The following is a 22,198-nucleotide window of genomic DNA, read 5'->3' on the forward strand; positions in this document are numbered from 1 at the left end:
GGCCTACATTTTTCCTGAATCTATTTATTAAGGAAGGCACTGCAAAAGATATCATTAGTGTCGTTAGTTTCCTTCTAGTATTGCTTGTCGTTATTTGTGGAAGAAGATATCAGAGGAAGAATTCAGAATAAAAGAAAAGATGTGATAAATTCCTTCTTTCTCGGTTCTTATGTGCGACCTTTCTACATACATTGTTGTCAGAAGAAAGGAGAGGGGCACATGGAAGCTACAATTGCTCGGTATTTTGCGATCAAACAACAGCAAAAAGAGCTAGAAGAAGAACTGGCAGAGCTAAGACGCATTCTGTTGGCTGTTTATCCAGAACCGTGTGAGATTGAGATGGGAGACTACCGTCTGAAAATTAGTAAACAAGTGAAGAAGGATTTTAATGAAGAAAACCTGCTTAAAGCCATAGAAGATCCGCAAATATGGAGGCTGATGTCCAAGGTGGATGTGGCAAAAATAAACAGCCTACTTAAGCTAGGTGTCATTAAAGAAGAAACACTCGCAGATACGTACACGGTGAAACAGACCTCATATGTTCAGGTATCTAAAAAGTAGCTAGGACCGAAAAGTCAAATTATTATCTTACATATAGAAAAAGGCGTGCGGCTGGCAACAGTGAAGCACGCCTTTTTACATCCTACAAGATTATCAGCTTACACTTGTACAGCTTCCACAGCTTTTTGAATAGCCTGCTCTAAATCCTGCAAAATATCATCAATTGATTCCGTACCTACGGAAAGACGAATCATCCCAGGGGTCACGCCGGCTTTAGCTTGTTCTTCCGGGGTAAGTTGGAGATGAGTAGTACTAGCCGGATGTATGATCAACGATTTGGAGTCTCCTACATTAGCCAAATGAGAGAACAATTGAACAGATTCAATTACTTTTTTGCCAGCTTCTACTCCGCCTTTGATTCCAAAAGTCAACAAAGCCCCATGACCATCTGGTAAATAGCGCTGACTAAGTTCGTAGGTGGGTGAGCTAGCAAGTCCTGGATAACTCACCCACTCGACATCGTTGTGTTGTTCTAAGTATTGAGCGACAGCAAGTGCATTTTGACTATGCCGTTCCATACGCAAGTGGAGAGTTTCTAGGCCTTGCAAGAATAAAAAGGAGTTAAAAGGAGATAATGTCGCTCCTACATCTCGCTGTAGCTGAACACGCGCTTTTACGATATAAGCGGCATTCCCAACCGCCTCTGTATATACAATTCCATTGTAGGTAGGGTCTGGAGTGGAAAGCCCAGGGAATTTGCCGTTACTCCAGTCGAAATGACCGGAGTCTACGATAATTCCCCCGATAGATGTGCCGTGACCGCCAATAAATTTGGTAGCAGAATGGATAACGATATCTGCGCCATGCTCAATCGGTCGGCACAAAACAGGGGAGGCAAAGGTATTATCCACTAAGAGCGGTAATCCATTTTCATGAGCTATGGTAGCAATAGCGTTTAGATCGGCAACCTGCATTTGGGGATTACCAATCGTTTCGCAGAAAAACGCCTTGGTTTTGTCCGTAATCTTTGAACGGAAATTGTCTGGGCTGGATTGGTCAACAAAATGAACGGTAATTCCAAGCTTTGCAAAGGTATGGGCAAATAAATTGTAGGTTCCCCCGTATAAACTGCTCGAGGAGATGATTTCATCACCGGCTTGCGCAATATTTAACAAGGCAAACGTAATAGCGGCTTGACCAGATGCAGTAGCCAGTGCCCCAATACCGCCTTCTAGTAGGGCAACACGTTTCTCAAATACATCCTGTGTTGGATTCATGATGCGGGTATAAATGTTCCCGGTCTCCTGTAAAGCGAATAGATTAGCTGCATGGCGGGTGTCACGAAACTCATAGGAGGATGTTTGATAGATAGGGACAGCAAGGGCGCCGGTAGTTGGGTCTGCCTCTTGACCTCCGTGAAGGGCTAGTGTTTCTCTTTTCCAATTGAGACTTGACATAAAAAACCACTCCTTTTCCATGTAGAGTAAGGTGATTCTCTCGGTTACAATGGTTGGCGTATTAGAGAGGGAAGACAGGCTTCTTAAATAGCAAAAAGCCCTCCTCTGAGTAGAGGAAGGCTGCGTTACTAATTTCGCATACATTCATCTCTCAGAACCCTTCAGATTCTGCAGGATTTAGCACCAAGAACGTTATGTTCCGGTTGCCGGGCTTCGTCGGGCCAGTCCCTCCACCACTCTTGATGAAAATAAAAGTTTGTTCTATTGTAAGAAGCTTGAAGTGATAAGTCAACAAGATTTTGCGCATTCTGAAAGAACGGAATACAATTCAACTTTCGTTTGTGATAAACCTTGAGAGCATCATATTTTACCTTGATTAAACTTCTAAAAATTTAGCTACATATCGACAGCAAAACAGATTAATTTGCAGGATACATGAAATGAATAACCATGAATAAAAATACAAATAGGTATAATTATACATAATGAGATGCATAACTTGTATAGTGCTTACTTTATGGAAGGTAAAGTAGAGTTAGCTGAAAACATGAAAACCTACATACAAGCATCACTTCCTTTTTTTGTGCACATTTTTACATTTTCCTATTTACTCTTTTTCGTTCTTTTTGCTACTATAGGGAAAGGTGTCTTGCCCCAATTTTTGGGGTGAATTGGCACGGGTGGGCCGAGGGGTTGTTTTGCTTAAAGAAGGGAACAGATATTGTACTCATTTTTTCGTAAAAGATTTGACGTAAAGGGTCATCAAACAACGGTTCGCAACGAAATTTTGGCTGGTTTCACCACGTTTTTCACCGCTGTCTACATCATTGCCGTTAATTCAATGATCTTATCGGATGCAGGGATACCATTGGAAGCAGGGATTGTTGCGACCATCATTATCTCCTTCATAGGATGCTTGATCATGGGTTTTTGGGCGAATGCTCCTGTAGCACTTGTTCCTGGCATGGGCATTAATGCGTTTTTCTCCTATACGATCGTTAAATCTATGGGATTGTCATGGGAAAGCGCTTTGGCAGTTGTATTCATGTCAGGTGTTTTATTTATCGTGATTGCTTTTACGCCAGTTGCCAAAATCTTAGCGAAAAGCATTCCGCTGTCTTTAAAAGAAGGAATGACGGTTGGAATCGGGTTGTTTCTTACCTTTATTGGTTTGCAAAAAGGCGGCTTAATCGTACCTAATCCATCTACATTTATTGCTTTAGGTGATCTGGGCGATACGAAGGTAGTGCTGGGATTGGTCAGCTTAGTAATTGCCATCGTGCTTTTTTTACGCAATGTAAAAGGAAGCTTTTTAATCAGTATTATTGTTAATACGCTGATTGCGATTGCCCTTGGTACGGTAGGTGGTACGAGTCAGGGAAGTGATTTCTCGTTTTCAACGTACCTCACTGTGTTTGGAGCATTTTCGTTTGACGGCATAGTTACTACTGGATTTTGGCTGGCTGTGTTTCCGCTAACCATGGTGATTGTTTTTGAAAATATGGGGCTTTTGCACAGCATGGTTCCAGAAAGTAAATTTGCTCGTACTTTTCAAGCAAATTCCATTTCAGCTATGCTTTCTGGATTGTTTGGTACGAGTCCAACTGTGTCTTCAGCAGAAAGCTCTGCAGGAATTGCCGCTGGCGGGAAAACAGGGATTACAGCAATTACGGTAGGGATTCTGTTCTTGATCTCGATCTTTTGCATTCCTGTCATTCGATACGTGCCGGATACAGCAATTGCTCCCATCTTGATTCTGGTTGGTAGCCTAATGATGCAAAGTGTGAGTCAGATCAAGTTCACTGACATGTCAGAAGGCTTGCCAGCGTTCTTGATCATTGTGCTGATTCCCTTTACAGCGAGTATTGCAGATGGAATTGCTTTCGGATTTATGGCGTATCCAATTGTTAAACTGGCGATGGGTAGACGTAAAGAAATTCCCCTGCCGCTTTTAATCATTTCGTTTATGTTTTTCCTATATTTTGTGTTGCTAGCATTACAGCTTCATTAAGGTTAAAGGCAGTCATTTTCTCTTTTGAGAGGATGGCTGCCTTTTTTTTGCATATGGGGATGGGAAGTATGAATGAAGGATAGATGCACGGATAGTCACAGATGCTAGATGGAGCACGCATTTTTCTTTTTTACTAGTTTTAGACGCTTACGAGGCTGAATATACTGAAGAGAAATACATCTCAAACTGTAAACAGTAAAGAAGGTGAGATTTCTGTACGAGACGACGAGCAGATATCGCTATTACAGAGAAGCTTTCGCGAACCTATCTATGCCGTTTGCCTATATTGATCTTGATCTATTGGATCAAAATATCGCTGAAATTGTAGCCAGGTGCAATGGTAAACGTATACGAATTGCCAGTAAATCCATTCGTTCTATTCCTATGCTCCGTTATATTTTAGATTATGATCCTTTGATCCAAGGCATCATGTGTTTTACAGCATCAGAAGCACTGTTTTTGTGGGAGAACGGATTTCATAATCTGCTGCTTGGCTACCCTTTGGCGGACAGATCTTCGCTACTTGCGATAGGGAGAGCTGTACAGCAGGGCGCACAAATTACGTTAATGGTTGATTCATTGGAGCATATTTACTTGGCGGAGGAGGTGGCCAAACAGCTAAGTACTCCCTTGTTGCTTTGTGTGGAGATGGATGGCTCTGACTCATTTTTAGGCCTGCATATTGGTGTATATCGCTCTTCTTTACGAACAGTCGAGCAAGTGATGCAGATGGTTGAAAGAATTGTAACCAGTCCCTGGCTTGTATTGGATGGAATGATGAGCTATGAGGCTCAAATTGCTGGTGTCGGTGATAATATGCCGGGACACGGTTTCAAAAATGGTGTTATCTCTTATCTAAAAAAACGTTCTATTCGCTTGGTACGGGAAAAGCGGAAACGTGTAGATGACGAATTGCAGCGACGGCATATTCCGATTCGCTTTTTTAATGGAGGCGGTACCGGAAGCATGGGCTCTACTTGCTACGAGAATGCAGTGACAGAAGTAACGGTAGGCTCTGGTTTTTACGCTCCTGCCTTATTTGATTACTACAGAGAATTTCATTTCCAGCCAGCCGCTGGATTTGCTGTTGAGATAGTGCGACAGCCTAGATTCAATATCTATACTTGTATGGGCGGCGGGTATGTGGCCTCTGGAGCGATAGGGAAAGAAAAACTCCCCCTCCCATATTTACCACCGCAGGCTGCGTTATTGCGCTTGGAAGGAGCAGGAGAGGTTCAAACGCCTGTACGTTATGAAGGGGATCAAAAGCTTGCAATTGGAGATCCTATCTTTTTTCGGCATAGTAAGGCGGGAGAATTATGTGAACGCTTTTCAACATTACATTTGCTGCGAAAAGGGAAAAGGATAGGGGAAGCCATAACGTATCGGGGAGAGGGCAGGTGTTTTCTATGAGAACAATTGCAATGCAACCATGGAAGAATTGGGCAGGATTAGCTGCTAGCACACCACAGCAAACATTTTATCCATCCTGCTTGGAGGAAGTGGTACAAGTTGTAAAAAAAGCTAGTCAACAGGGGAAAACGATTCGTGTAGTCGGCTCAGGACATTCCTTTACTGCGCTTGTAGAAACAGATCAAATTCTTCTATCATTAGATGATTTGCAAGGTGTAATATCAATTGATGAAGGGGAACAGACAGCGACAGTGTGGGCAGGGACAAAGCTCAGGCTTTTGGGAGAATTGCTATATGAGCGAGGCTATTCCCAAGAGAATTTAGGAGATATTAATGCTCAGTCCATTGGCGGAGCGATTAGTACAGGAACGCATGGCACGGGGATTCGGTTCGGAAGTGTTTCCACGCAAGTAGTTGGTTTAACTGTAGTAACTGCTCAGGGTGATTTGTTGGAATGCTCTGAAAGCTGTCATCCTGAACTTTTTCGTGCACTGCAAATCTCTCTTGGAGCACTTGGGATCATTGTCAAAGTGAAGATACGTGTGCTTCCTGCGTACAACATTTATTATAAGAGCAGGCGGATGAATTTAAACGACTGTTTAAAAGATTTGACCAGCTTTAATGATCGTCATCGTCATTTCGAATTTTACTGGTTTGTTTATACAGATGTGGTACAAGCAAAATTCATGCAAATTACTCAAGAGCCGGCTACTAAAAACAGTGCTTGGAATCAGTTTAAAAAAATAGGTATTGAAAATGGTCTATTCTGGTTTTTATCAGAGGGATGCCGTTTATTTCCTCAGTTGTGTGCACCCGTAAGCAAACTTTCCGCAAGAGCTGTTCCAGATATGGAGGAGGTGGGGCCTAGTCATAAATTGTTTGCTACTCCACGTTGGGTTCGATTTAGTGAGATGGAGTATAGTGTGCCTGCTGATAAAATGAAAGAAGTATTTCAAGAGATCAGAGAATGCTTGCACAAGCATCGTTTTGCCGTCCACTTTCCTATTGAATGTAGGTATGTGAAAGGAGATGAAATTTGGCTTAGCCCGGCTTACAAGCGAGATTCTGCATATATTGCGGTGCATATGTACAAAGGAATGCCCAATAAGGCATATTTTCAGGAAATGGAACGTATTTTTCTCAAATACGATGGGAGGCCGCATTGGGGGAAGCTGCATGAATTAACGGCAACTGATTTACAAGAGCGACTACCCATGTGGAATCAGTTTATCGCAATTCGCAAAGAGATGGACCCGAATGGATTATTTCTGAATCTCTACTTGTCACGGCTGTTTGGAGTATAGTAGTTATCCATCGAAAAAAGCGTTCGTGATCCTGTAGAGGAGAGAACGCTTTTTTCGATGGCAGAGATAAGTTGTACTCTTGGGCTTTTAACAATTGAATTACGAGGCGATAGTAGATTCTGAATGAGAAGCCATCTTGGGATGGAATTCTTTCTCCGATTTGGAAACCACTACAGTAGCAACACCGTTACCAATTAAATTAGTGACAGCCCGCGCTTCAGACATGAACCGGTCTACACCTATTAATAATGCGATTCCTTCAACTGGAATCATTGGAAAAGCAGCTAGAGTGGCAGCAAGAGTAATTAAACCAGAGCCTGTAACACCGGCAGCGCCTTTTGAAGTGAGCATCAGCACAGCCAATAAGGTAATTTCCTGCCAAATTGTAAGGTCAATACCATAAGCCTGAGCAATGAAGATGGCTCCCATTGACAGATATATGGAGGTTCCGTCAAGGTTAAAGGAATACCCAGTTGGGATCACTAGGCCTACTACGGACTTGGAGCAACCATACGATTCAAGCTTGCGCATCATGCCGGGCAGGGCAGATTCTGAGGAAGAGGTACCAACAACCAATAAAATTTCTTCCTTAATGTATCGGATAAAGGAGAAGATATTAAATTTGTAGGCTTTTGCGATTAGACCTAATACTACGATGATAAAACAGCACATGGTTATGTAAACAGAGCTCATCAGGAGGCCTAGGTTAATCAAAGATTTGATGCCAAAATTACCGATTGTGTAGGCCATTGCTCCAAATGCTGCGATTGGGGAGAGGCGCATGATCATGTTAACAACGCCGAAGAATCCTTGTGCCAGCTTCTCAAATAACTGTAGAACCGGCTTCGCCTGCGACCCCATTGCCGTTAATGAAATTCCGAACAGAACCGCAAAGAATAAAATAGGAAGCAATTCGCCCTTTGCCATTGCACCTACTACATTGTCTGGAACGATATTAACAAGGAAGTCCAAAAAGCTGCCACTTTCAGTTGCAGATGAGGTGTATTTTGAGATATCTGTGCTAGCAGCTTTTGATGTATCAATGCCCACGCCTGGTTTTATGATGTTAACGACAAAAATTCCAATCGCAAGTGCTAGTGTTGTTACAATTTCAAAGTAGAGCAAAGCCTTTCCGCCTATTCTGCCTACCTTTTTCATGTCTCCCATACCAGCGATACCATGAACGATCGTGAAAAATACAATGGGTGGAATAACCATCTTAATCATTTTAATAAAGACGTCTGCAAGGACTTTTAGTTTAGCTCCAAATTCAGGGAAGATAAAACCAACAATAATGCCTAAAATTACACCCGTAATAACTTGGAACGTTAAATTTTTCAATATTTTCATGGATAGTTCACTTCCTTTGTTTGTAAGCGCTTTATTTATCTGAATTTATTGTAAAAGCTTTTGGGAAGTTATAAAAGAATATGGTCTTATTGTTCTTTTTGGTTTTTTTGGTCATGAACAAATCAAGATGTTCAGTTAAAAGGAACAATCGGCACAGACCCAATTGAAGAGGAAATGTGTAACTTACCGGTTTGGAAAATAAATCGAGATAAACTAACAATTGTGTCGGGCCATTGTAGTTTTTGTGCACGAATGATTTTTGATTAAAGTAACGGTATTAGTTGAAGAATAGTCACAAAAATGATCTAGCTTTTTTAGAAAAGAATTCTGATTACATGGAAAAGAGCATGCTTTGATTTAGCTTTTTCAAAACATGCTCTTTTCTTCTGTTCTTTTCTCAGGGTCATAGCAATTTATTGATTGCTTTGAACATTCCAGAAGAGATAGATTTTAAATATTATAAATTTATATATAATATGGAAGTTTATGGCTGTACAGACAGCAACTCCTCCCATTATAATCAACTGATGTATAGAGGCAATGTTTCGTAGTCAATAAAACAGCATGTAATCATCAAATGATCAAAAGTATAAAAAAGTTCGAGCTGTCGAACCAATTCTTCTTCCTTCGCAGAAAGTAACGGATTTGGAAACAAAAGCTCGGCTAGCCGTACCAAAGGGGTTTGGAGGGAGTTTTTATAGAAAAGTACGATAGGTAAGACACCAAATAAAGCTGGACAAGGTAGGATTAGGAGGATCACCATGAATCAAACAAAAAAAGTGGTTTCTAAGGTAGCAGCCATCGCGCTCGTGTCGATGGGTATAGCAGGATGTTCCTCCTCAGAGTCTCAACCACCGTTACCAGAGGATCGTAATTGTGGCACGTGGGATTATGACGGAGATGACGATGTATACAAGTGTTCAGATAGGAGCTCGTCTTATCATGGTAGCTACTATCATGCAGGCTCCTATTACAGTAATAAAAACCAGCTGTATGAGAGCAACTCATATAAAAGCTACAGGAATAGCTCCAGCTTTAAAAGCTCATCTCGAAGCGGATTTGGTAGCGGGTCTCATTCTTCCGGTGGCTGAGACTGGTCCAAAAGAGCGATCTTTAGAGCAAACAAAAGGATATAACATACAGGAGTGATGCTTTCATGTCTTTAGTCATAAATTTTTTAAGCTATGCTGGCACAGCTTTTGCCATGATGTTAATTGGATTGGTTTTATTTGTTGTCAGCACTACAAGAGTAAAAGAGTTTGAATTAATTGCGAATAATAATCAGGCAGCGGCACTGACTCTTGGTGGAAAAATGCTTGGTCTTGCGTATGTACTCGGTTCTGCTGTGGCCAATTCCGTCTCCTTGGTGGATATGGTGATTTGGAGCGGTGTTGGAATAGTAGCCCAAATCATTTTCTCTTATTTAGCTGAACTCATTACGATTCGATTTAGCATTCGGGAGGCAATAGAAAAGAACAATACGGCTGTCGGAATACTTTTAATGATGCTATCGTTATCAATTGGCTGGATAGTAGGGCAATGCTTGACCTATTAGGCTGATACGAAAAAAGATGTCGAAGCGAATCAGCTTTTGCGCTTTCCCGGGTGATGAATTTCCCAGAATAAAAAATTCATTCGGGAAAGCGTAAAAAGCTTGAAATGCTATCCCACATAAATGACGTAGACACCGCGATCATCATCAATTTCGGTAGAATCTACCTCGAAATGTCCTAGCTCTGGAATATGGATATAATCCTTCAACAAATAACGGACCACATCCATATGATGACGGACGGTTATGTGGCTTAGAAGCTCTGTATCGCCAGCGGCTAGCAGTCTCCGAAACTCAATGAGAACCCCTTTATTCCTGTTAAACAGCTCGTCGGCAAAGTATTCTGCACTTCCTTGGTATTCATAAATGAGGATTTCTCTGTTTTCCTCCATCTCATTTGAAAGAAGCTGATATTGCTTCCCATCTTTAATGAGATAGTGGCATAAGTGGCGAGCTAAAATACCATCTTCTCCGATTTCTGTAGAATGGTATTCGGCAAAGGCCGTGAATTCATCTTCCTTTTGTTTGATATAGCACGTACACGTATGGATATAAATCACCCTTTCATCTGATAGATTGATTATGACATACGATCTTACGATAGAAAAGGATGCGACTCTCCTTCATGAATCATAAAGAGAAAAGAAAGCAATTTTATCAGCAGATCCCACATTATTGGGCAGATTTATATGGTCAGGAGTATAGCTTATACGACATGTATTTGGTGACAGAGCAAGAAGCCTCTATTATTCGAAAAACGACTAATCGGGTAGGGCATTTATTCTTTAAAACAGCAGAGTTAATGCGTCAGTTAGATGATGATCTACTGCTTTCGTTAGGTTTTCCTGCCAGCTCCTTGCGTTTTTTGCGTATTCACCGCATCAATGTAGAGAGTGTTATTGCAAGGCTAGACCTTGTGCAGGTCGAGAAACGATATGTTGTCCTCGAAATCAATAGTGACACGCCCACATTTTTGAAGGAATTATTTTTTGTAAATGATCGGATTTGTAAGGAATTTGGTTATAAAAACCCCAATGAAGGGGAGGAAAAAAGGCTCAAGCGGGCTGTTCAAGCTGCGATTTTAATGAGCCTTGAGGGCATGGTGCCAAGCCATGTAGATACGCCGCATATCGTATTTACCTCGCATGCTGATAACCCGGAAGATCGGTATACAGCAGAGTATTTACGTGAATTGGCAGCGTTACCTAGCCTCTATGTACCTCTTCATGAACTGCAAATCGTCGAGGGAAAGGGGCTATATGATGCTGACGGCCAACGCATTGATCTTTTATACCGTCAAACATACCCCATTGAGCAAATGCTAGCTGACTATGATCCGATTACCAAAGAACCCGTGGGTGAGATGCTGCTTGAATTAGTAGCTCTTCGTAAGCTGGCTATACTTAATCCAATCTCAGCCTTTTTGTTGCAAAGTAAAGCGATCCAGGCTGTTATTTGGGGACTGCACGAGGAGCAGCACCCGTTTTATTCAACTGAGGAGCACGCCTGGATTGCTGAGCATTTTTTACCCACTTATTTAGAGCCCGATCTTTTCCGAGAACAGGGGGTAGCTTATGTACAAAAGCCTGCCTTTGGAAGAGAGGGGGATACCGTGCAGATTATTAAGGATGATGCCATTCTTCATGAAGATAGTAACAAATCGTATGCCGACTTTTTGTCTGTTTATCAGAAACATGTACCGCTTCCAACTACTTATGTCCAGACCGTTGAAAAAATCGTCAAGGGACACATCATGGTTGGAAGCTTTCTTATCAATGGTCAGGCCTCTGCCTTTGGATATCGGTTAGGCGGGCCTATCACAGATAATATGGCGTATTTTCTCCCTTGCGGCTATAAGTGATAGAGATAAGCTCTTATTTTTGTACCTTCAAGTCAGCTATTTTTTGCATGAGCTCCTTACCGATGAATGGTTCAAACTGCTTGTATATGGGCTGGAGTGTAGCAAACCAAGCTTCTTTTTGTGCAGGTGTCAGCGTTTGAATATGAACGTCCTTTTTTCGGCGCAATAAAGCTAATTGCTGTCTGTTCATCTCAATTGCTCGTTGCCGGTTCCACGCTGTTGTTTCTGCTAAAGCTTCTGTTAACAGATCTCGGGTATGTGGATCAAGCTCTTCCCAAAAGTCTTTATTTACAATGACCGCATAACCCAAATAACCATGGTTACTGATGGTGATATAAGGCTGTACCTGATACAAATGCTTCGTGAAAATGTTCGAAATCGTATTCTCTTGTCCATTGACGTAACCCGATTCAATATTGCGATAGACCTCCGTGAAGGGCATTGCTGCGGTATTAGCCCCTAACAGCTTAAATTGGCCTTCAAGGACTTTACTGGGCAAAATGCGAAAGGTATGCCCAGTAAAATCAGCAGGGCGAAGCAAGGGATGCTGATTGCTGCTTACCTGTTTAAAGCCATTACTCCAAAAGGCCAAGCCATGCATGTTTTTTTGTTCCAGGGTTTGAAAAAGAAGACGGCCAATCTCACCATCAAAGACTTGATGAATGGAATTCTGATCGGGGTAAGCAAACGGCAAATCTAGCGCAAGCCATTGCGGTATCACATTAGACAGATTAGAAAAGGCCGGGGCGATCATCTGAATCTCACCCTTGGCTAAAGCTTCAAATTCATCCTTGTCCGAATAGAGAATGCCATTTGGGAATACTTGTACCTCAACCAGATCGTTTGATTTCTCTTTGACTAATTGAGCAAATTTCTCAGCGGCTAAGCCTTTCGGAGTATTTTCTGCTACTACATGACTAAATTTTATGATAACTCGATGTTTTAGTCCGCTTTGTTCCTCGTCAAGAGGTTTATTTCCAGGGATTAATTCTGTACGAAAGCCAATAAACAAAGCCGTTAAAAGCCCGATCAGGATAAAGGAAAAAATACCGACAACTGATTTCAAAACATTCACCTGCTTTCCTGGTTGAAGAATCCGCCAATCTATTTCAAAATAGAAAAAATAAAGATCATAGCGGAAGGATTGTGAAGGTTCTGCTCAAAAACCTACAACTTCATTGGAAAATTACGATTCTCTCCTTTGGTATTGTACTATTTTCTCTCTTAATTGGGGGAATTATTATTATCGGAAAAATGTCAATGGAGATAGAGTCACAGTTAGGTCAGCGGTTGCTGGTTACTGCGCGTACCGTTGCTGAAATACCTGCGATAGCAGAAAATATAGTAAAACCAGATGGCTGGAAGTCGATTCAATCAACGACGAAACGCATCCAAATTGTAAATGATGTGAGCTATATTGTTGTATTATCGATGAACCGAATTCGTTTATCGGATGTTATGGAGGAGCGAATTGGCACAGCTTTTACCGGGAAAGAAGCCGGACCTGCCTTTGCGGAACACACCTTTGTGCAGAAGGTAAAAGGGGAACTTGGGGTGGCTTTACGGGCTTACGTTCCTGTTATGAATGCAGAACATCGTCAGATTGGAGTTGTCATGACAGGACATATGCTGCCAACTTTATATGAAATGCTGACGAATCAAAAAGAGAGTATCTCCATCACGTTGTTTCTATCTCTCTTGTTTGGCGTAATCGGCTCATGGCAGTTAGCCCGGCATATGAAAAAGCAACTGTTAAATCTAGAGCCCCAGGAAATTGCCCGGTTACTAATTGAACGCACTGCAACTTTTCAAGCTATGCATGAAGGTGTTATTGCGATTGATAATGCTTTAACGATTACAATTTTTAATGAGCACGCCAAGCGAATCTTTCGTGTTACGGGGGATGTGATCGGTAAAAAAATTAATGATGTAATCCCCGATTCCAGACTGCCGGAAATTCTACGTTTAGATCAACCTATCTATAATCAGGAACTGCAAATGCAGCATGCGGTAATTTGGTCCAATCGTGTTCCGATTAAGGTGAATAATAAAACGGTAGGGGCACTTGCAATCTTTCAGGATCGAACAGAGTTTGCCAAAATTGCTGAAGAATTAACGGGAGTGAAAGCGTTTGTAGAAGCACTGCGGGTACAAAATCATGAGCATCGCAATAAAATGCATACCATTGCAGGTCTGCTCCAATTAAATCAAGCAGAGAAAGCCTTGCAATACGTTTTTGATGTTTCGGAAAAGCATGAGGAGCTAAGCAGCTTCCTGACTGAAAATATTTATGACGATAATCTTTCAGGTTTATTGCTCAGTAAAGTGGGGCGAGGCAAAGAGCTGGGCATACAGGTGGAAATCGACCGAAAAAGTAGATTCTATGCATTTCCAAACAGGATGGATCACCATGACTTTGTGCTGATCATTGGTAATCTAGTTGAGAATGCTTTTGACGCTTTAACCATGTCGAAGAGGGAAGACAAGCATTTATTTATCAGCATACACCAAGACGAGGAAAGCTTATCATTAATGGTAGAAGACAATGGATCTGGAATGGATGCCGCTACTAAAGCACGCGTGTTTGAACGAGGTTTTACAACCAAATATGAGCATAATCAGGGGTTAGGACTATATTTGGTAAAAACGCTAGTTACAAAAGGGCGTGGGGAAATTACGGTTGACTCTGAACCGGGATATGGAACTACCTTTTTCATTCAGCTTCCCATGAAAGGAGAGAAATGAGAATGTTTCGTGTCGTTATTATCGAGGACGATCCGATGGTCCAGGAATTGCATCGCTTGTTTATCCAACAGGTGGAAGGATTTACGGTAATAGGAGTGGCTTCCAATGGCTTGGAAGGACTTTCTATGATCCAAGAGCTACAGCCGGATTTGGCCATCATGGATATTTTCATGCCCTCCCAAAATGGTATTGAGACATTAAAACAATTGCGCAGTGGCGATAATCCAGTAGAGATAATCGTAATCACTGCTGCTAAAGACATGGAGACTATCCAAACTATGATGCGTCACGGCGCATTTGACTATATTATGAAACCGTTTAAATTTGAACGAATAAAGCAAGCGCTTGATAATTTCAGTAAATATTTAAAGCAGACAGGCGAACAATCCACAATGTCACAATCCGAACTAGATTCTCTCTTATTTGGGCAAACCGCTAAACAAGAGCATCAGGAACAGGAATTGCCAAAAGGCTTAAATACGATCACCATGCAACAAATTAAACAATTCATGGTTGAGCAAAAGCAGTCCATGTCGGCTGAGGAGGTAGCTGAGCATGTGGGGCTTGCCCGTGTTACAGCTAGGCGTTATCTCGAATACTTGGAACGTATACAGATGGTAGATCGTGATGTTCAATACGGTGGAGTTGGCAGGCCTGTTAATCGCTATTTAATCAAGAAATAAGAGGTGCGAGTGGTAAAAGATTGCATCTTGCATGAGCTATAATGAAAATATTTATTTGTGTCTTTATCGCTTGTAAATATTTTTTTTGGTACAATATAAAAATATGTGCGAACTTATGCTATGATATACAAATTACACAAATTATTGCAAAGGAGAATTAGGTAGCAATGGATATAATTCAAGAGCTAGAAAGCAGAGGGCTGATCTACCAAACAACAGATAAAGAAGAGCTAACAAAGCGTCTTCAACAAGGTAAGCTCACACTGTATACGGGCTTTGACCCAACTGCCGATAGCTTACATATTGGGCACCTTCTTCCCATTTTAACCTTACGCCGCTTTCAGCAAGCAGGTCATCAGCCAATCGCCCTAGTAGGTGGGGGGACAGGCATGATTGGCGACCCAAGCGGTCGTTCTACAGAGCGTTCATTAAACACAGCAGAGGTTGTAAAAGGCTATTCCGACAAGCTAAAAAAACAATTAGAGCGTTTTTTAGATTTTGATCGTGAGGGTAATCCAGCGATCATGGCTAATAACTATGATTGGCTAGGGCAGCTAACCCTAATTGAATTCCTTCGTGATATTGGAAAACATTTTTCGATTAACTATATGCTCGCTAAGGATTCTGTAAGTGCTCGTTTGGAAAACGGAATCTCTTTCACTGAGTTTAGCTATATGATTATGCAGGCGTACGATTTCTGGAAGTTAAACCAAACCCATAACTGTGAATTGCAAATGGGTGGTAGTGACCAGTGGGGAAATATCACTGCTGGTACAGAATTCATTCGACGTGCGAACCAAGATAATGAAAATCAGACGGAAGCTAAAAAAGTATTTGGCTTGACGCTACCATTGGTTCTGAAGAGTGATGGCACAAAATTTGGTAAAACAGCAGGTGGAGCAGTATGGTTAGATGCTAGCAAAACCTCTCCATATAAATTCTACCAGTTCTGGTTAAACACCGATGATCGTGATGTTGTGAAGTTTTTAAAATACTTTACGTTTTTAAGCATGGAAGAGTTGAATGCGTTGGAAAATGCAGTAGCAACTGAACCGGAAAAACGTGAAGCGCAACGTACCCTGGCTCGCGAAGTAACTAGTCTGGTTCATGGGGAAGCAGCAATGAAACGTGCGGAAGAGATCTCTGTTGCTCTGTTTAATGGGGGACTAAAAGAGCTAACACCATCTGAAATTGCTGATAGCTTCAGCGATGTGCCATCTACTACTCTAGAGGATGGAGAGCTAACAATGGTAGATGTGCTAGTTCAAGTAGGGGCAGCTAAATCAAAACGTGAATCCCGCGAATATCTGAACAACAATGCTATCACGGTAAATGATGTTCGTTTCACTGATTTAGAAACCAAGCTGGCCGATATTGAGCTTTTAGGCGGTCAGTACCTGGTGATTCGCCGCGGCAAGAAAAACTACTATCTAGTTGAGTACAAAGGATAAGAACTGTTTTTAAAATATCCTTACTGGGAATAAAAAAGGGCTGTTGCTGATAATGACGACAGCTCTTTTCTTACATAAAGGAAGAATTTTTTGGCTTTAGATCAGCCTCTCTATGTCAAATAGCTTTACCTAGTAAGATGAGGAAGGGCTTGTGCTAGTTTTTACACAATAAAAAAGCTTGGTAGAGCAATTTCTCTCACCAAGCCTTTGTTTGATTTCTATAGCTTAAAAGCTCTCATTGATGACGATTTCACTAAGAGGCAAACGGCCAGTAGCATGTGCAGGGGTACTTGCTTTTCCCAATGTTAGCATCATGACCGGGTAATAACGATCTGGAATATTGCATTCCTTTACAATACCATCACGATCGATTCCACCCATTGGGCATGTATCATAGCCTTTTGCTTTTGCTGCAAGCATTAGTTGCATGGAAGCAAGAGAGGCATTCAAAATAGCTTCCTTCATGCCAATTTCAGAGTTGTTTGCATAAGCACCTTCTACTTGGTTTACCATGATATCAAACACTTGCTGGTTAATTAGTCCATCTTTTAAAGCTTTTCCGTAGATATCGCGTACAGCTAGATTTGCTTTAACATCACCTAGAACGATAATTACCGCAGATGCATCTACGACTTGCTGCTGATTGTAAGCAAGTGGGAGAAGCTTCTCCTTTTTCTCCTGATTTGTAACTACTAGGAAACGCCAATGCTGCAGGTTCCAAGAGGAAGGAGCAGATGCAGCTAGTTCTAGAATTTCATCAAGCTCGGCACGAGGAATTTCTACTCCAGTCTCGTATTTGCGCACACTATGACGTGCTTTCATTACCTCAACAAGTGTTTCGAATGTAGCAGTATTCATAGGGAAATCTCTCCAATCATTAAATGAAGTAGGATAACTGTAACATAAATCGAAGTTACTTACAATAATATAGTGTGCTGGGCATGATTTATTAATGGTTATTGAAGCTACTGGTTATATTCTAACCAAAATGTGTATAAAGTAAATGGTGCGATTATAACTGAGTCAGTGAGAGACATTCTGTTTTTACGATAACATAGGTATAAAGTCCTGTTTATCATATAGATAGATAAAAAATCAGTAAGAAAAAAGTTGTATTTTTGAAAAGTAGAATAACAAAGTCTGATTTGTAGCGTCTAGTAATTAGGAGAACAGAACATATAACTAAAATAACTAAAAAGAGGGGTTGCTTAATTCAGTAGGATGGATAACGCTTAATTTTACTCAAAAGATAAAAAACATGGTTCTAATTAAAGGGGAGATTGAGGTGAACGTTTGTTGACAAAGAAAAAATGGATACAGGCGCTTTCGGGTATGCTACTACTTACATGTCTTACTCCTTACCCTAATGTAAAAGGAGTGGACACAAACCAAGGCTTACAAGAAACCTACTCGGAACAGCGTACAACTCGATATAATTTACAGAAAAAACAAATAATGTTCTCCAATCAAGATCGTTATTGGATCGAACGAATACAATCTAGACCAGGCGTAAAGCAAAGCAAGCAAAAAATTTCCCTGTTTATTCCCGGAACGCGAGGGGAATTCCGTTACCTCACAAGCAATGGGGCCATAACAAAATGGACGAAAGCGTCTTTACAGGGAAACTTACCTGTACATACCGGGTATATCAAGACAGATCAGTATTCGATCATTTTAAGTAAACCACATATTTATATACCACGGACACATAATTCAATTGAGATTGTACCTAAAAATATTAATCAAATTAAAATAATTGCGAAAAAGACATATGGTGGATTTAACGTAAGTATTGAAATGCCTGTGGAATCTCATATGTTTGGAGAAGTGTGGGCATTAGAATCGTTTCAGCCATTAATTGACTGGGATGCGCTAAATATGGAGGTCATCTGGAAGAGTATTGATTTTGAAGATCGGTTACGCTGGAGCTGGGATGGTTTTTACGATCGGACACCTACTACATATGTTCCAACAGGTCCTAATTATTTCTGGCGCAATCCCGATAACTATTTTGCTACTTCTTTTGTGATTACCCGAGGAAGTAGGGCAGCGCATGATCTTGGCTGGATGATGCTTCATACCATTTTGCCAAATCAAAATGCACGAGGATTTTGGCCATCAGCTCCTAAATCAACATGGTTATGGAATGATTACCAAGTAGATGCTGGATTTTATGATACACGATTTAATACGGATATTGCCTATTTGTTATTGAAAGCGTATCAATCTTATCATGATGAGCGATTTTTACAAGCAAGCATGCGATATGCTGAGTTTTTCATACAGCATAGCCAGCAAAATCATTTTCTAATTGAAAGAAATGGTCAAACAGGGATATTGGTAAGTGATTATTCCCATGAAAAGCCACATAAATTAACTCATAGCTCCTTGAACCATCAATTACAGGAGATGAATTATCTGTATGAGCTATATATGCAAACAAAAGAAGAACGATTCAAAGAGCTTGCCGATAAAATGCTGTGGGGAATTAAATTAACGCGGGATGCTTGGGTGATGCCAGATTCTAACTTACATTATGCATATATGCCTGATGGTACGATGGGACTAAAAGATTATCCATTCCTAACGTACAATGATCTGCATGTCGTTCAAAGTGTTCTTATGCTTATACAAGGCTGGGAAGATCCCGACTTAGCATATTTGATGCAAATGAAAAAGCAATGGATGGATGCAAATAAGGTAACAGGTTATAGAAAATAGGGAAACATCTGCAAGTAGATTAGCAATCAAGCGTGCTGTGAGAACGAGAAGCAAAACTAAAAAAGGTGCGAGGCAAGGGCGTAGGCTCTTGCTTTTTTTTTGCATTTTTTGATCCAACAAATAAAAGACGAAATGCTTATTTGGAGATAACGCCAAATGGGGAGCACTTCGTCAGTATTTTGTCTGTTTGTTCATGTTTTTCCTCCATTTGTCATGGGCAAGCGAGATTGAGTTTCTGACGAATTGAGTTTTGTCTGTTAGGCGTATTGCCAAAGGAGGCTGGGTGAGAAAAATGGGGTTGAATGAATTTTTCTTTTTTGCATCTGCAAGATGTAGGTATCCAACGTTTGACTCAGGTGAATAACCGAGTGATCTAAAAAGCTACCCTTTTCTGATACCAATTGAACCAACTCATTTTTTAATTGATTGATTACTTTTTGTAGCTCGATTTCATCCTCAAAGGGCTCAGGGACATCCGTCCGTATTTTTAGCTGTTTTGGTTCCATCGAAAATTTCTCCTCTCAACTTTTTCTTACCCTTACTATATCTAGCGTATCAAAGGAAAAGGGCTTATTCGGTAATTAGAAACGTTTTACAGCCTTCGACAGCCATCGTCTGGTTTCTTTCAGACATAATTCTACAGATGCTCACTAGTAATATTATTATTATTTATAACATTCATAAAAGATAAAAAGGTTAAGAAATAAAAACATGATACGATATCGTCTGAAACCTGATAATACTCTATTTCATTCGATGATTACACCGTTATATAAGCTTATTGCTAATGGAAATTCCCAGTTCCTAATGTGTTTTGCGTTAATGTTTATTATGATTCTAAAAAAGTAAATAAACAAACAGACCCTTCTTTTTACAATGTGATCAGAAGACCAAACCTTCAAAATAAGAAAATGTCGAGCGGATTGGTAATTCTGCTTTTTTCTACTTCGTTTTCAACATATAAAGTGGAATGTCGGAGTAATACTCTGTTATCCTGTCAAAGTTTTGCGAATTACTACGAATGGATGGATGAAAGGAGAGGTTCAGCAGTGGCTAACTAGTGGGGAAGTCACATAAGAGACGCTTCTATGTGAGGGGCCATATACGATGGGGGAGTGAGATACAATCATCAGAATTCAGATAAATTCGTCACTTGCATATAGTGGAATATTAAGCTTTTGTAATATGATTTTATTTATATTTACTAACATGACATTTTATGGTAACGTTAGTTTGCAACTAGAAAATGAAGTAAAAATTAACATTTTATTAATCAGGATTGAACAAGGCTGAAATGAAAACATTGAGGCTGAGGGCTGTTAGCGCTCAGTTGCATTAGATGAATAGGTATTTAGATGTGAAAGCTGGTGATTTCATGATTTATCAACATTTGAAGCAACAAAACGAGCATAACCCTCATGCAATAGCCATTATCAAAGAGACAGAAGAGATACCTAATCAGGCTGTGGTAAGTGAAGTGGATCATTTGATTCAAATGTTTCAAAAATTTGGTTTGAATAAAGAGACGCCCCTAGCCATTGTTCTTCAAAAAAGTGAGGTTATCTGGGCAGCGATCATAGCCGCTAGTCATCTGAAAATTTCGGTCATGTTAGTTGATCCTCATTTAAAAGAAGAGGAAATGCAGAAGATCATGACAATGTATAAAACAGATTATGTATTACGGGAAATAAATAGTAAGACTGTAGATTCACTTGGATACCATGAATGGTACGAGCTTTCCTGTTTTAAGCATGTTTTTTCAATTGGGAACATAGGCGAGCATGCAGCGTGTTGGAACGAGTACCTAAAGCCAGAGGTAAATCAGAGCCATCTGGTGTTTCTAACGTCGGGATCAACAAAGATGCCGTCTGCAGTGGTTAAAAAAATGGAAAGTTTTATGCTTGATGGAAAACGAATAGGTGAGGCTCTTGGAATTGTCCCTGAAGATCGTATCTTATGTGCAGCGCCCACCTATCATATTTATGGCACAATTTGCGGGTGTTTTGTTCCTTTCTTATGTGGAGCATCTGTATCTTTTACTGGCGCCTATGTTTTACCATCTAGCTTGGAAAAGAAAATATACAAGCAGGCTTGTAATATACTAATGGCTTTACCTGCTCATTATAAAATGCTGGTAGAACATGTTCACAAGCCACTAGATCAGGTTAGGATTGCGTTATCAGCAACTTCTCCATTGCAGGGTGACCTGCTTTTGACCTGTAAGGAAAAGTTGAACCTATCTATCCAAAACATATATGGGTCGTCTGAAGCAGGGGTTGTTTCCATTCAATGCAATCGACAATCTACCGGTGAAGCTACTAACGTAGGCGTTCCTGTTGATGGCGTACATATAATGCTTGATGATGCGAGCCCGTTTGAATTTGATGGAAAGACGGTTTATGAACTACTCGTCAAAAGCGAATCGCTTGCTAAGGGATACTTACGTAAGGATGAGCTGGATGATAGTGGTTATGTAGTGGAGGATGGATGGTGGAGAACCGGGGATTTGGCCTATCTAAGTAAGAAGAATGAGCTTCATTTGGTTGGCCGTCTAAATATTACGATAAATGTGAATGGTAAAAAAGTGAATCCTTACGAAATTGAGGAGGTACTTATTCAGCATCCCGCAATAGCAGATTCAGTAGCGGTTGGCGAACATGACCCTATCCGTGGGGAAATGGCGGTAGCCTATGTAGTAGCTAAAAATCACATTACGGAAGCAGAGCTGCTGGAATATTGCCGTGAAAAACTATCAGATTTCAAAGTGCCAAGACGAATTGAATTTCGAGATGATTTGCCTAAAACGGCGGCAGGCAAGGTGCGTCGAAAAGAAGTGAGATAGCATAAAAAGGGGCGAACCAACGTGGGAACTATAAATTCAGCAGATTATGGTCTAGTCATTAAAAACGATCTGGCGGAGATTATAAAATCACATTATGGTCAGGAGATTGATCCCGCTAGTATTTCAAACCATCTAGATATTATCAAACAATATAATTTAGATTCCATTGTTATTATGGAATTATTAGTAACGCTCGAAAAGCGATTTGATATTCAGATAGAAGATGATGAGCTTAGTTCAGAGTTAGTACGGACAATTAATACGGCAGTGATTTATATTCAGTCGAAAAAAAGATAAAGAGGAGTCC

Annotated in this window: 19 protein-coding genes and 1 riboswitch; of the genes, 13 read left to right on the forward strand and 6 right to left on the reverse strand. The window is 40.6% G+C overall.

Annotated elements, in window-relative coordinates; all coding sequences use genetic code 11:
* The first annotated feature begins 219 nt into the window (after positions 1-219).
* Positions 220-561 (forward strand): hypothetical protein, encoded by a 342-nt coding sequence (locus QZ995_RS03180; RefSeq protein ID WP_301802898.1) that lies wholly within the window; start codon positions 220-222, stop codon positions 559-561.
* A gap of 98 nt (positions 562-659) precedes the next feature.
* On the opposite strand, the gene QZ995_RS03185 is transcribed toward QZ995_RS03180, so the two are convergent.
* Positions 660-1,958: a homocysteine synthase gene (locus QZ995_RS03185; RefSeq protein WP_301802900.1), complete on the reverse strand. Its 1,299-nt coding sequence runs from the start codon at positions 1,956-1,958 to the stop codon at positions 660-662.
* Between the two features lie 141 nt (positions 1,959-2,099).
* Positions 2,100-2,207: riboswitch (SAM riboswitch) on the reverse strand.
* Positions 2,208-2,679: 472 nt separating this feature from the next.
* On the opposite strand from QZ995_RS03185, the gene QZ995_RS03190 reads away from it, so the two are divergent.
* The 3 genes from QZ995_RS03190 (at position 2,680) to QZ995_RS03200 (ending at position 6,686) form a co-directional block, all read left to right on the forward strand.
* The gene (locus QZ995_RS03190; protein WP_301802901.1) at positions 2,680-3,969 is read left to right on the forward strand and encodes an NCS2 family permease; all 1,290 of its coding nucleotides are present in this window, start codon (positions 2,680-2,682) and stop codon (positions 3,967-3,969) included.
* Between the two features lie 270 nt (positions 3,970-4,239).
* A complete protein-coding gene (locus QZ995_RS03195; RefSeq protein WP_301803213.1) occupies positions 4,240-5,382 on the forward strand; it encodes an alanine racemase in 1,143 nt (380 codons plus the stop codon).
* A complete protein-coding gene (locus QZ995_RS03200; RefSeq protein ID WP_301802904.1) occupies positions 5,379-6,686 on the forward strand; it encodes a D-arabinono-1,4-lactone oxidase in 1,308 nt (435 codons plus the stop codon). Before QZ995_RS03195 ends, QZ995_RS03200 begins: the two co-directional genes overlap by 4 nt.
* A gap of 99 nt (positions 6,687-6,785) precedes the next feature.
* Here QZ995_RS03200 and QZ995_RS03205 read toward each other — a convergent pair whose 3' ends face one another.
* On the reverse strand, positions 6,786-8,036 hold the full coding sequence (locus QZ995_RS03205; RefSeq protein WP_301802907.1) for a dicarboxylate/amino acid:cation symporter: 1,251 nt from the start codon (positions 8,034-8,036) through the stop codon (positions 6,786-6,788).
* An 876-nt stretch (positions 8,037-8,912) separates the two neighbouring features.
* Between QZ995_RS03205 and QZ995_RS03210 the strand changes: the two genes are divergently transcribed.
* Complete coding sequence (locus tag QZ995_RS03210; protein ID WP_301802909.1) at positions 8,913-9,185, forward strand: hypothetical protein; 273 nt, start codon at positions 8,913-8,915, stop codon at positions 9,183-9,185.
* A 7-nt stretch (positions 9,186-9,192) separates the two neighbouring features.
* Complete coding sequence (locus QZ995_RS03215) at positions 9,193-9,591, forward strand: DUF350 domain-containing protein (protein ID WP_064018651.1); 399 nt, start codon at positions 9,193-9,195, stop codon at positions 9,589-9,591.
* Positions 9,592-9,698: 107 nt separating this feature from the next.
* Here the strand turns inward: QZ995_RS03215 and QZ995_RS03220 are convergent, their stop codons facing one another.
* Complete coding sequence (locus QZ995_RS03220) at positions 9,699-10,148, reverse strand: hypothetical protein (protein WP_301802916.1); 450 nt, start codon at positions 10,146-10,148, stop codon at positions 9,699-9,701.
* A gap of 65 nt (positions 10,149-10,213) precedes the next feature.
* On the opposite strand from QZ995_RS03220, the gene QZ995_RS03225 reads away from it, so the two are divergent.
* Complete coding sequence (locus QZ995_RS03225) at positions 10,214-11,449, forward strand: glutathionylspermidine synthase family protein (protein ID WP_301802919.1); 1,236 nt, start codon at positions 10,214-10,216, stop codon at positions 11,447-11,449.
* 13 nt (positions 11,450-11,462) lie between these two features.
* Here QZ995_RS03225 and QZ995_RS03230 read toward each other — a convergent pair whose 3' ends face one another.
* A complete protein-coding gene (locus QZ995_RS03230) occupies positions 11,463-12,515 on the reverse strand; it encodes a DctP family TRAP transporter solute-binding subunit (protein ID WP_301802922.1) in 1,053 nt (350 codons plus the stop codon).
* An 80-nt stretch (positions 12,516-12,595) separates the two neighbouring features.
* Here QZ995_RS03230 and QZ995_RS03235 point away from each other — a divergent pair, with 80 nt between their 5' ends.
* The 3 genes from QZ995_RS03235 to tyrS all read left to right on the forward strand — a co-directional run bounded on the left by QZ995_RS03235 (position 12,596) and on the right by tyrS (position 16,328).
* Complete coding sequence (locus tag QZ995_RS03235; RefSeq protein ID WP_301802925.1) at positions 12,596-14,194, forward strand: ATP-binding protein; 1,599 nt, start codon at positions 12,596-12,598, stop codon at positions 14,192-14,194.
* A gap of 2 nt (positions 14,195-14,196) precedes the next feature.
* Positions 14,197-14,877, forward strand: coding sequence for a response regulator (locus QZ995_RS03240; RefSeq protein ID WP_301802929.1), 681 nt, complete (start codon positions 14,197-14,199; stop codon positions 14,875-14,877).
* 167 nt (positions 14,878-15,044) lie between these two features.
* Positions 15,045-16,328, forward strand: a complete 1,284-nt coding sequence (tyrS, locus tag QZ995_RS03245) for a tyrosine--tRNA ligase (protein ID WP_031414693.1) — start codon at positions 15,045-15,047, stop codon at positions 16,326-16,328.
* A 225-nt stretch (positions 16,329-16,553) separates the two neighbouring features.
* Here tyrS and QZ995_RS03250 read toward each other — a convergent pair whose 3' ends face one another.
* Positions 16,554-17,186, reverse strand: a complete 633-nt coding sequence (locus QZ995_RS03250; protein WP_301802932.1) for a nitroreductase family protein — start codon at positions 17,184-17,186, stop codon at positions 16,554-16,556.
* A gap of 438 nt (positions 17,187-17,624) precedes the next feature.
* Here QZ995_RS03250 and QZ995_RS03255 point away from each other — a divergent pair, with 438 nt between their 5' ends.
* A complete protein-coding gene (locus QZ995_RS03255; RefSeq protein ID WP_301802934.1) occupies positions 17,625-19,049 on the forward strand; it encodes a D-glucuronyl C5-epimerase family protein in 1,425 nt (474 codons plus the stop codon).
* Between the two features lie 257 nt (positions 19,050-19,306).
* Here the strand turns inward: QZ995_RS03255 and QZ995_RS03260 are convergent, their stop codons facing one another.
* On the reverse strand, positions 19,307-19,555 hold the full coding sequence (locus QZ995_RS03260; protein ID WP_301802937.1) for an aspartyl-phosphate phosphatase Spo0E family protein: 249 nt from the start codon (positions 19,553-19,555) through the stop codon (positions 19,307-19,309).
* 869 nt (positions 19,556-20,424) lie between these two features.
* On the opposite strand from QZ995_RS03260, the gene QZ995_RS03265 reads away from it, so the two are divergent.
* Positions 20,425-21,891, forward strand: coding sequence for a class I adenylate-forming enzyme family protein (locus tag QZ995_RS03265; protein ID WP_301802940.1), 1,467 nt, complete (start codon positions 20,425-20,427; stop codon positions 21,889-21,891).
* Between the two features lie 21 nt (positions 21,892-21,912).
* Positions 21,913-22,188: an acyl carrier protein gene (locus QZ995_RS03270; RefSeq protein WP_301802942.1), complete on the forward strand. Its 276-nt coding sequence runs from the start codon at positions 21,913-21,915 to the stop codon at positions 22,186-22,188.
* The last annotated feature ends 10 nt before the right edge of the window (positions 22,189-22,198 follow it).

The sequence above is a fragment of the Brevibacillus laterosporus genome (genome assembly GCF_030489605.1).
GTDB classification, from domain to species: Bacteria; Bacillota; Bacilli; order Brevibacillales; family Brevibacillaceae; genus Brevibacillus_B; species Brevibacillus_B laterosporus_E.

Coding starts and splice junctions, on each gene's coding strand:
- QZ995_RS03200 (WP_301802904.1), top strand. CDS start 5,379: ATGAGAACAATTGCAATGCAACCATGGAAGAATTGGGCAGGATTAGCT.
- QZ995_RS03195 (WP_301803213.1), top strand. CDS start 4,240: ATGCCGTTTGCCTATATTGATCTTGATCTATTGGATCAAAATATCGCT.
- QZ995_RS03240 (WP_301802929.1), top strand. CDS start 14,197: ATGTTTCGTGTCGTTATTATCGAGGACGATCCGATGGTCCAGGAATTG.
- QZ995_RS03205 (WP_301802907.1), bottom strand. CDS start 8,036: ATGAAAATATTGAAAAATTTAACGTTCCAAGTTATTACGGGTGTAATT.
- QZ995_RS03265 (WP_301802940.1), top strand. CDS start 20,425: ATGATTTATCAACATTTGAAGCAACAAAACGAGCATAACCCTCATGCA.
- QZ995_RS03225 (WP_301802919.1), top strand. CDS start 10,214: ATGAATCATAAAGAGAAAAGAAAGCAATTTTATCAGCAGATCCCACAT.
- QZ995_RS03215 (WP_064018651.1), top strand. CDS start 9,193: ATGTCTTTAGTCATAAATTTTTTAAGCTATGCTGGCACAGCTTTTGCC.
- QZ995_RS03185 (WP_301802900.1), bottom strand. CDS start 1,958: ATGTCAAGTCTCAATTGGAAAAGAGAAACACTAGCCCTTCACGGAGGT.
- QZ995_RS03260 (WP_301802937.1), bottom strand. CDS start 19,555: ATGGAACCAAAACAGCTAAAAATACGGACGGATGTCCCTGAGCCCTTT.
- QZ995_RS03180 (WP_301802898.1), top strand. CDS start 220: ATGGAAGCTACAATTGCTCGGTATTTTGCGATCAAACAACAGCAAAAA.
- QZ995_RS03250 (WP_301802932.1), bottom strand. CDS start 17,186: ATGAATACTGCTACATTCGAAACACTTGTTGAGGTAATGAAAGCACGT.
- tyrS (WP_031414693.1), top strand. CDS start 15,045: ATGGATATAATTCAAGAGCTAGAAAGCAGAGGGCTGATCTACCAAACA.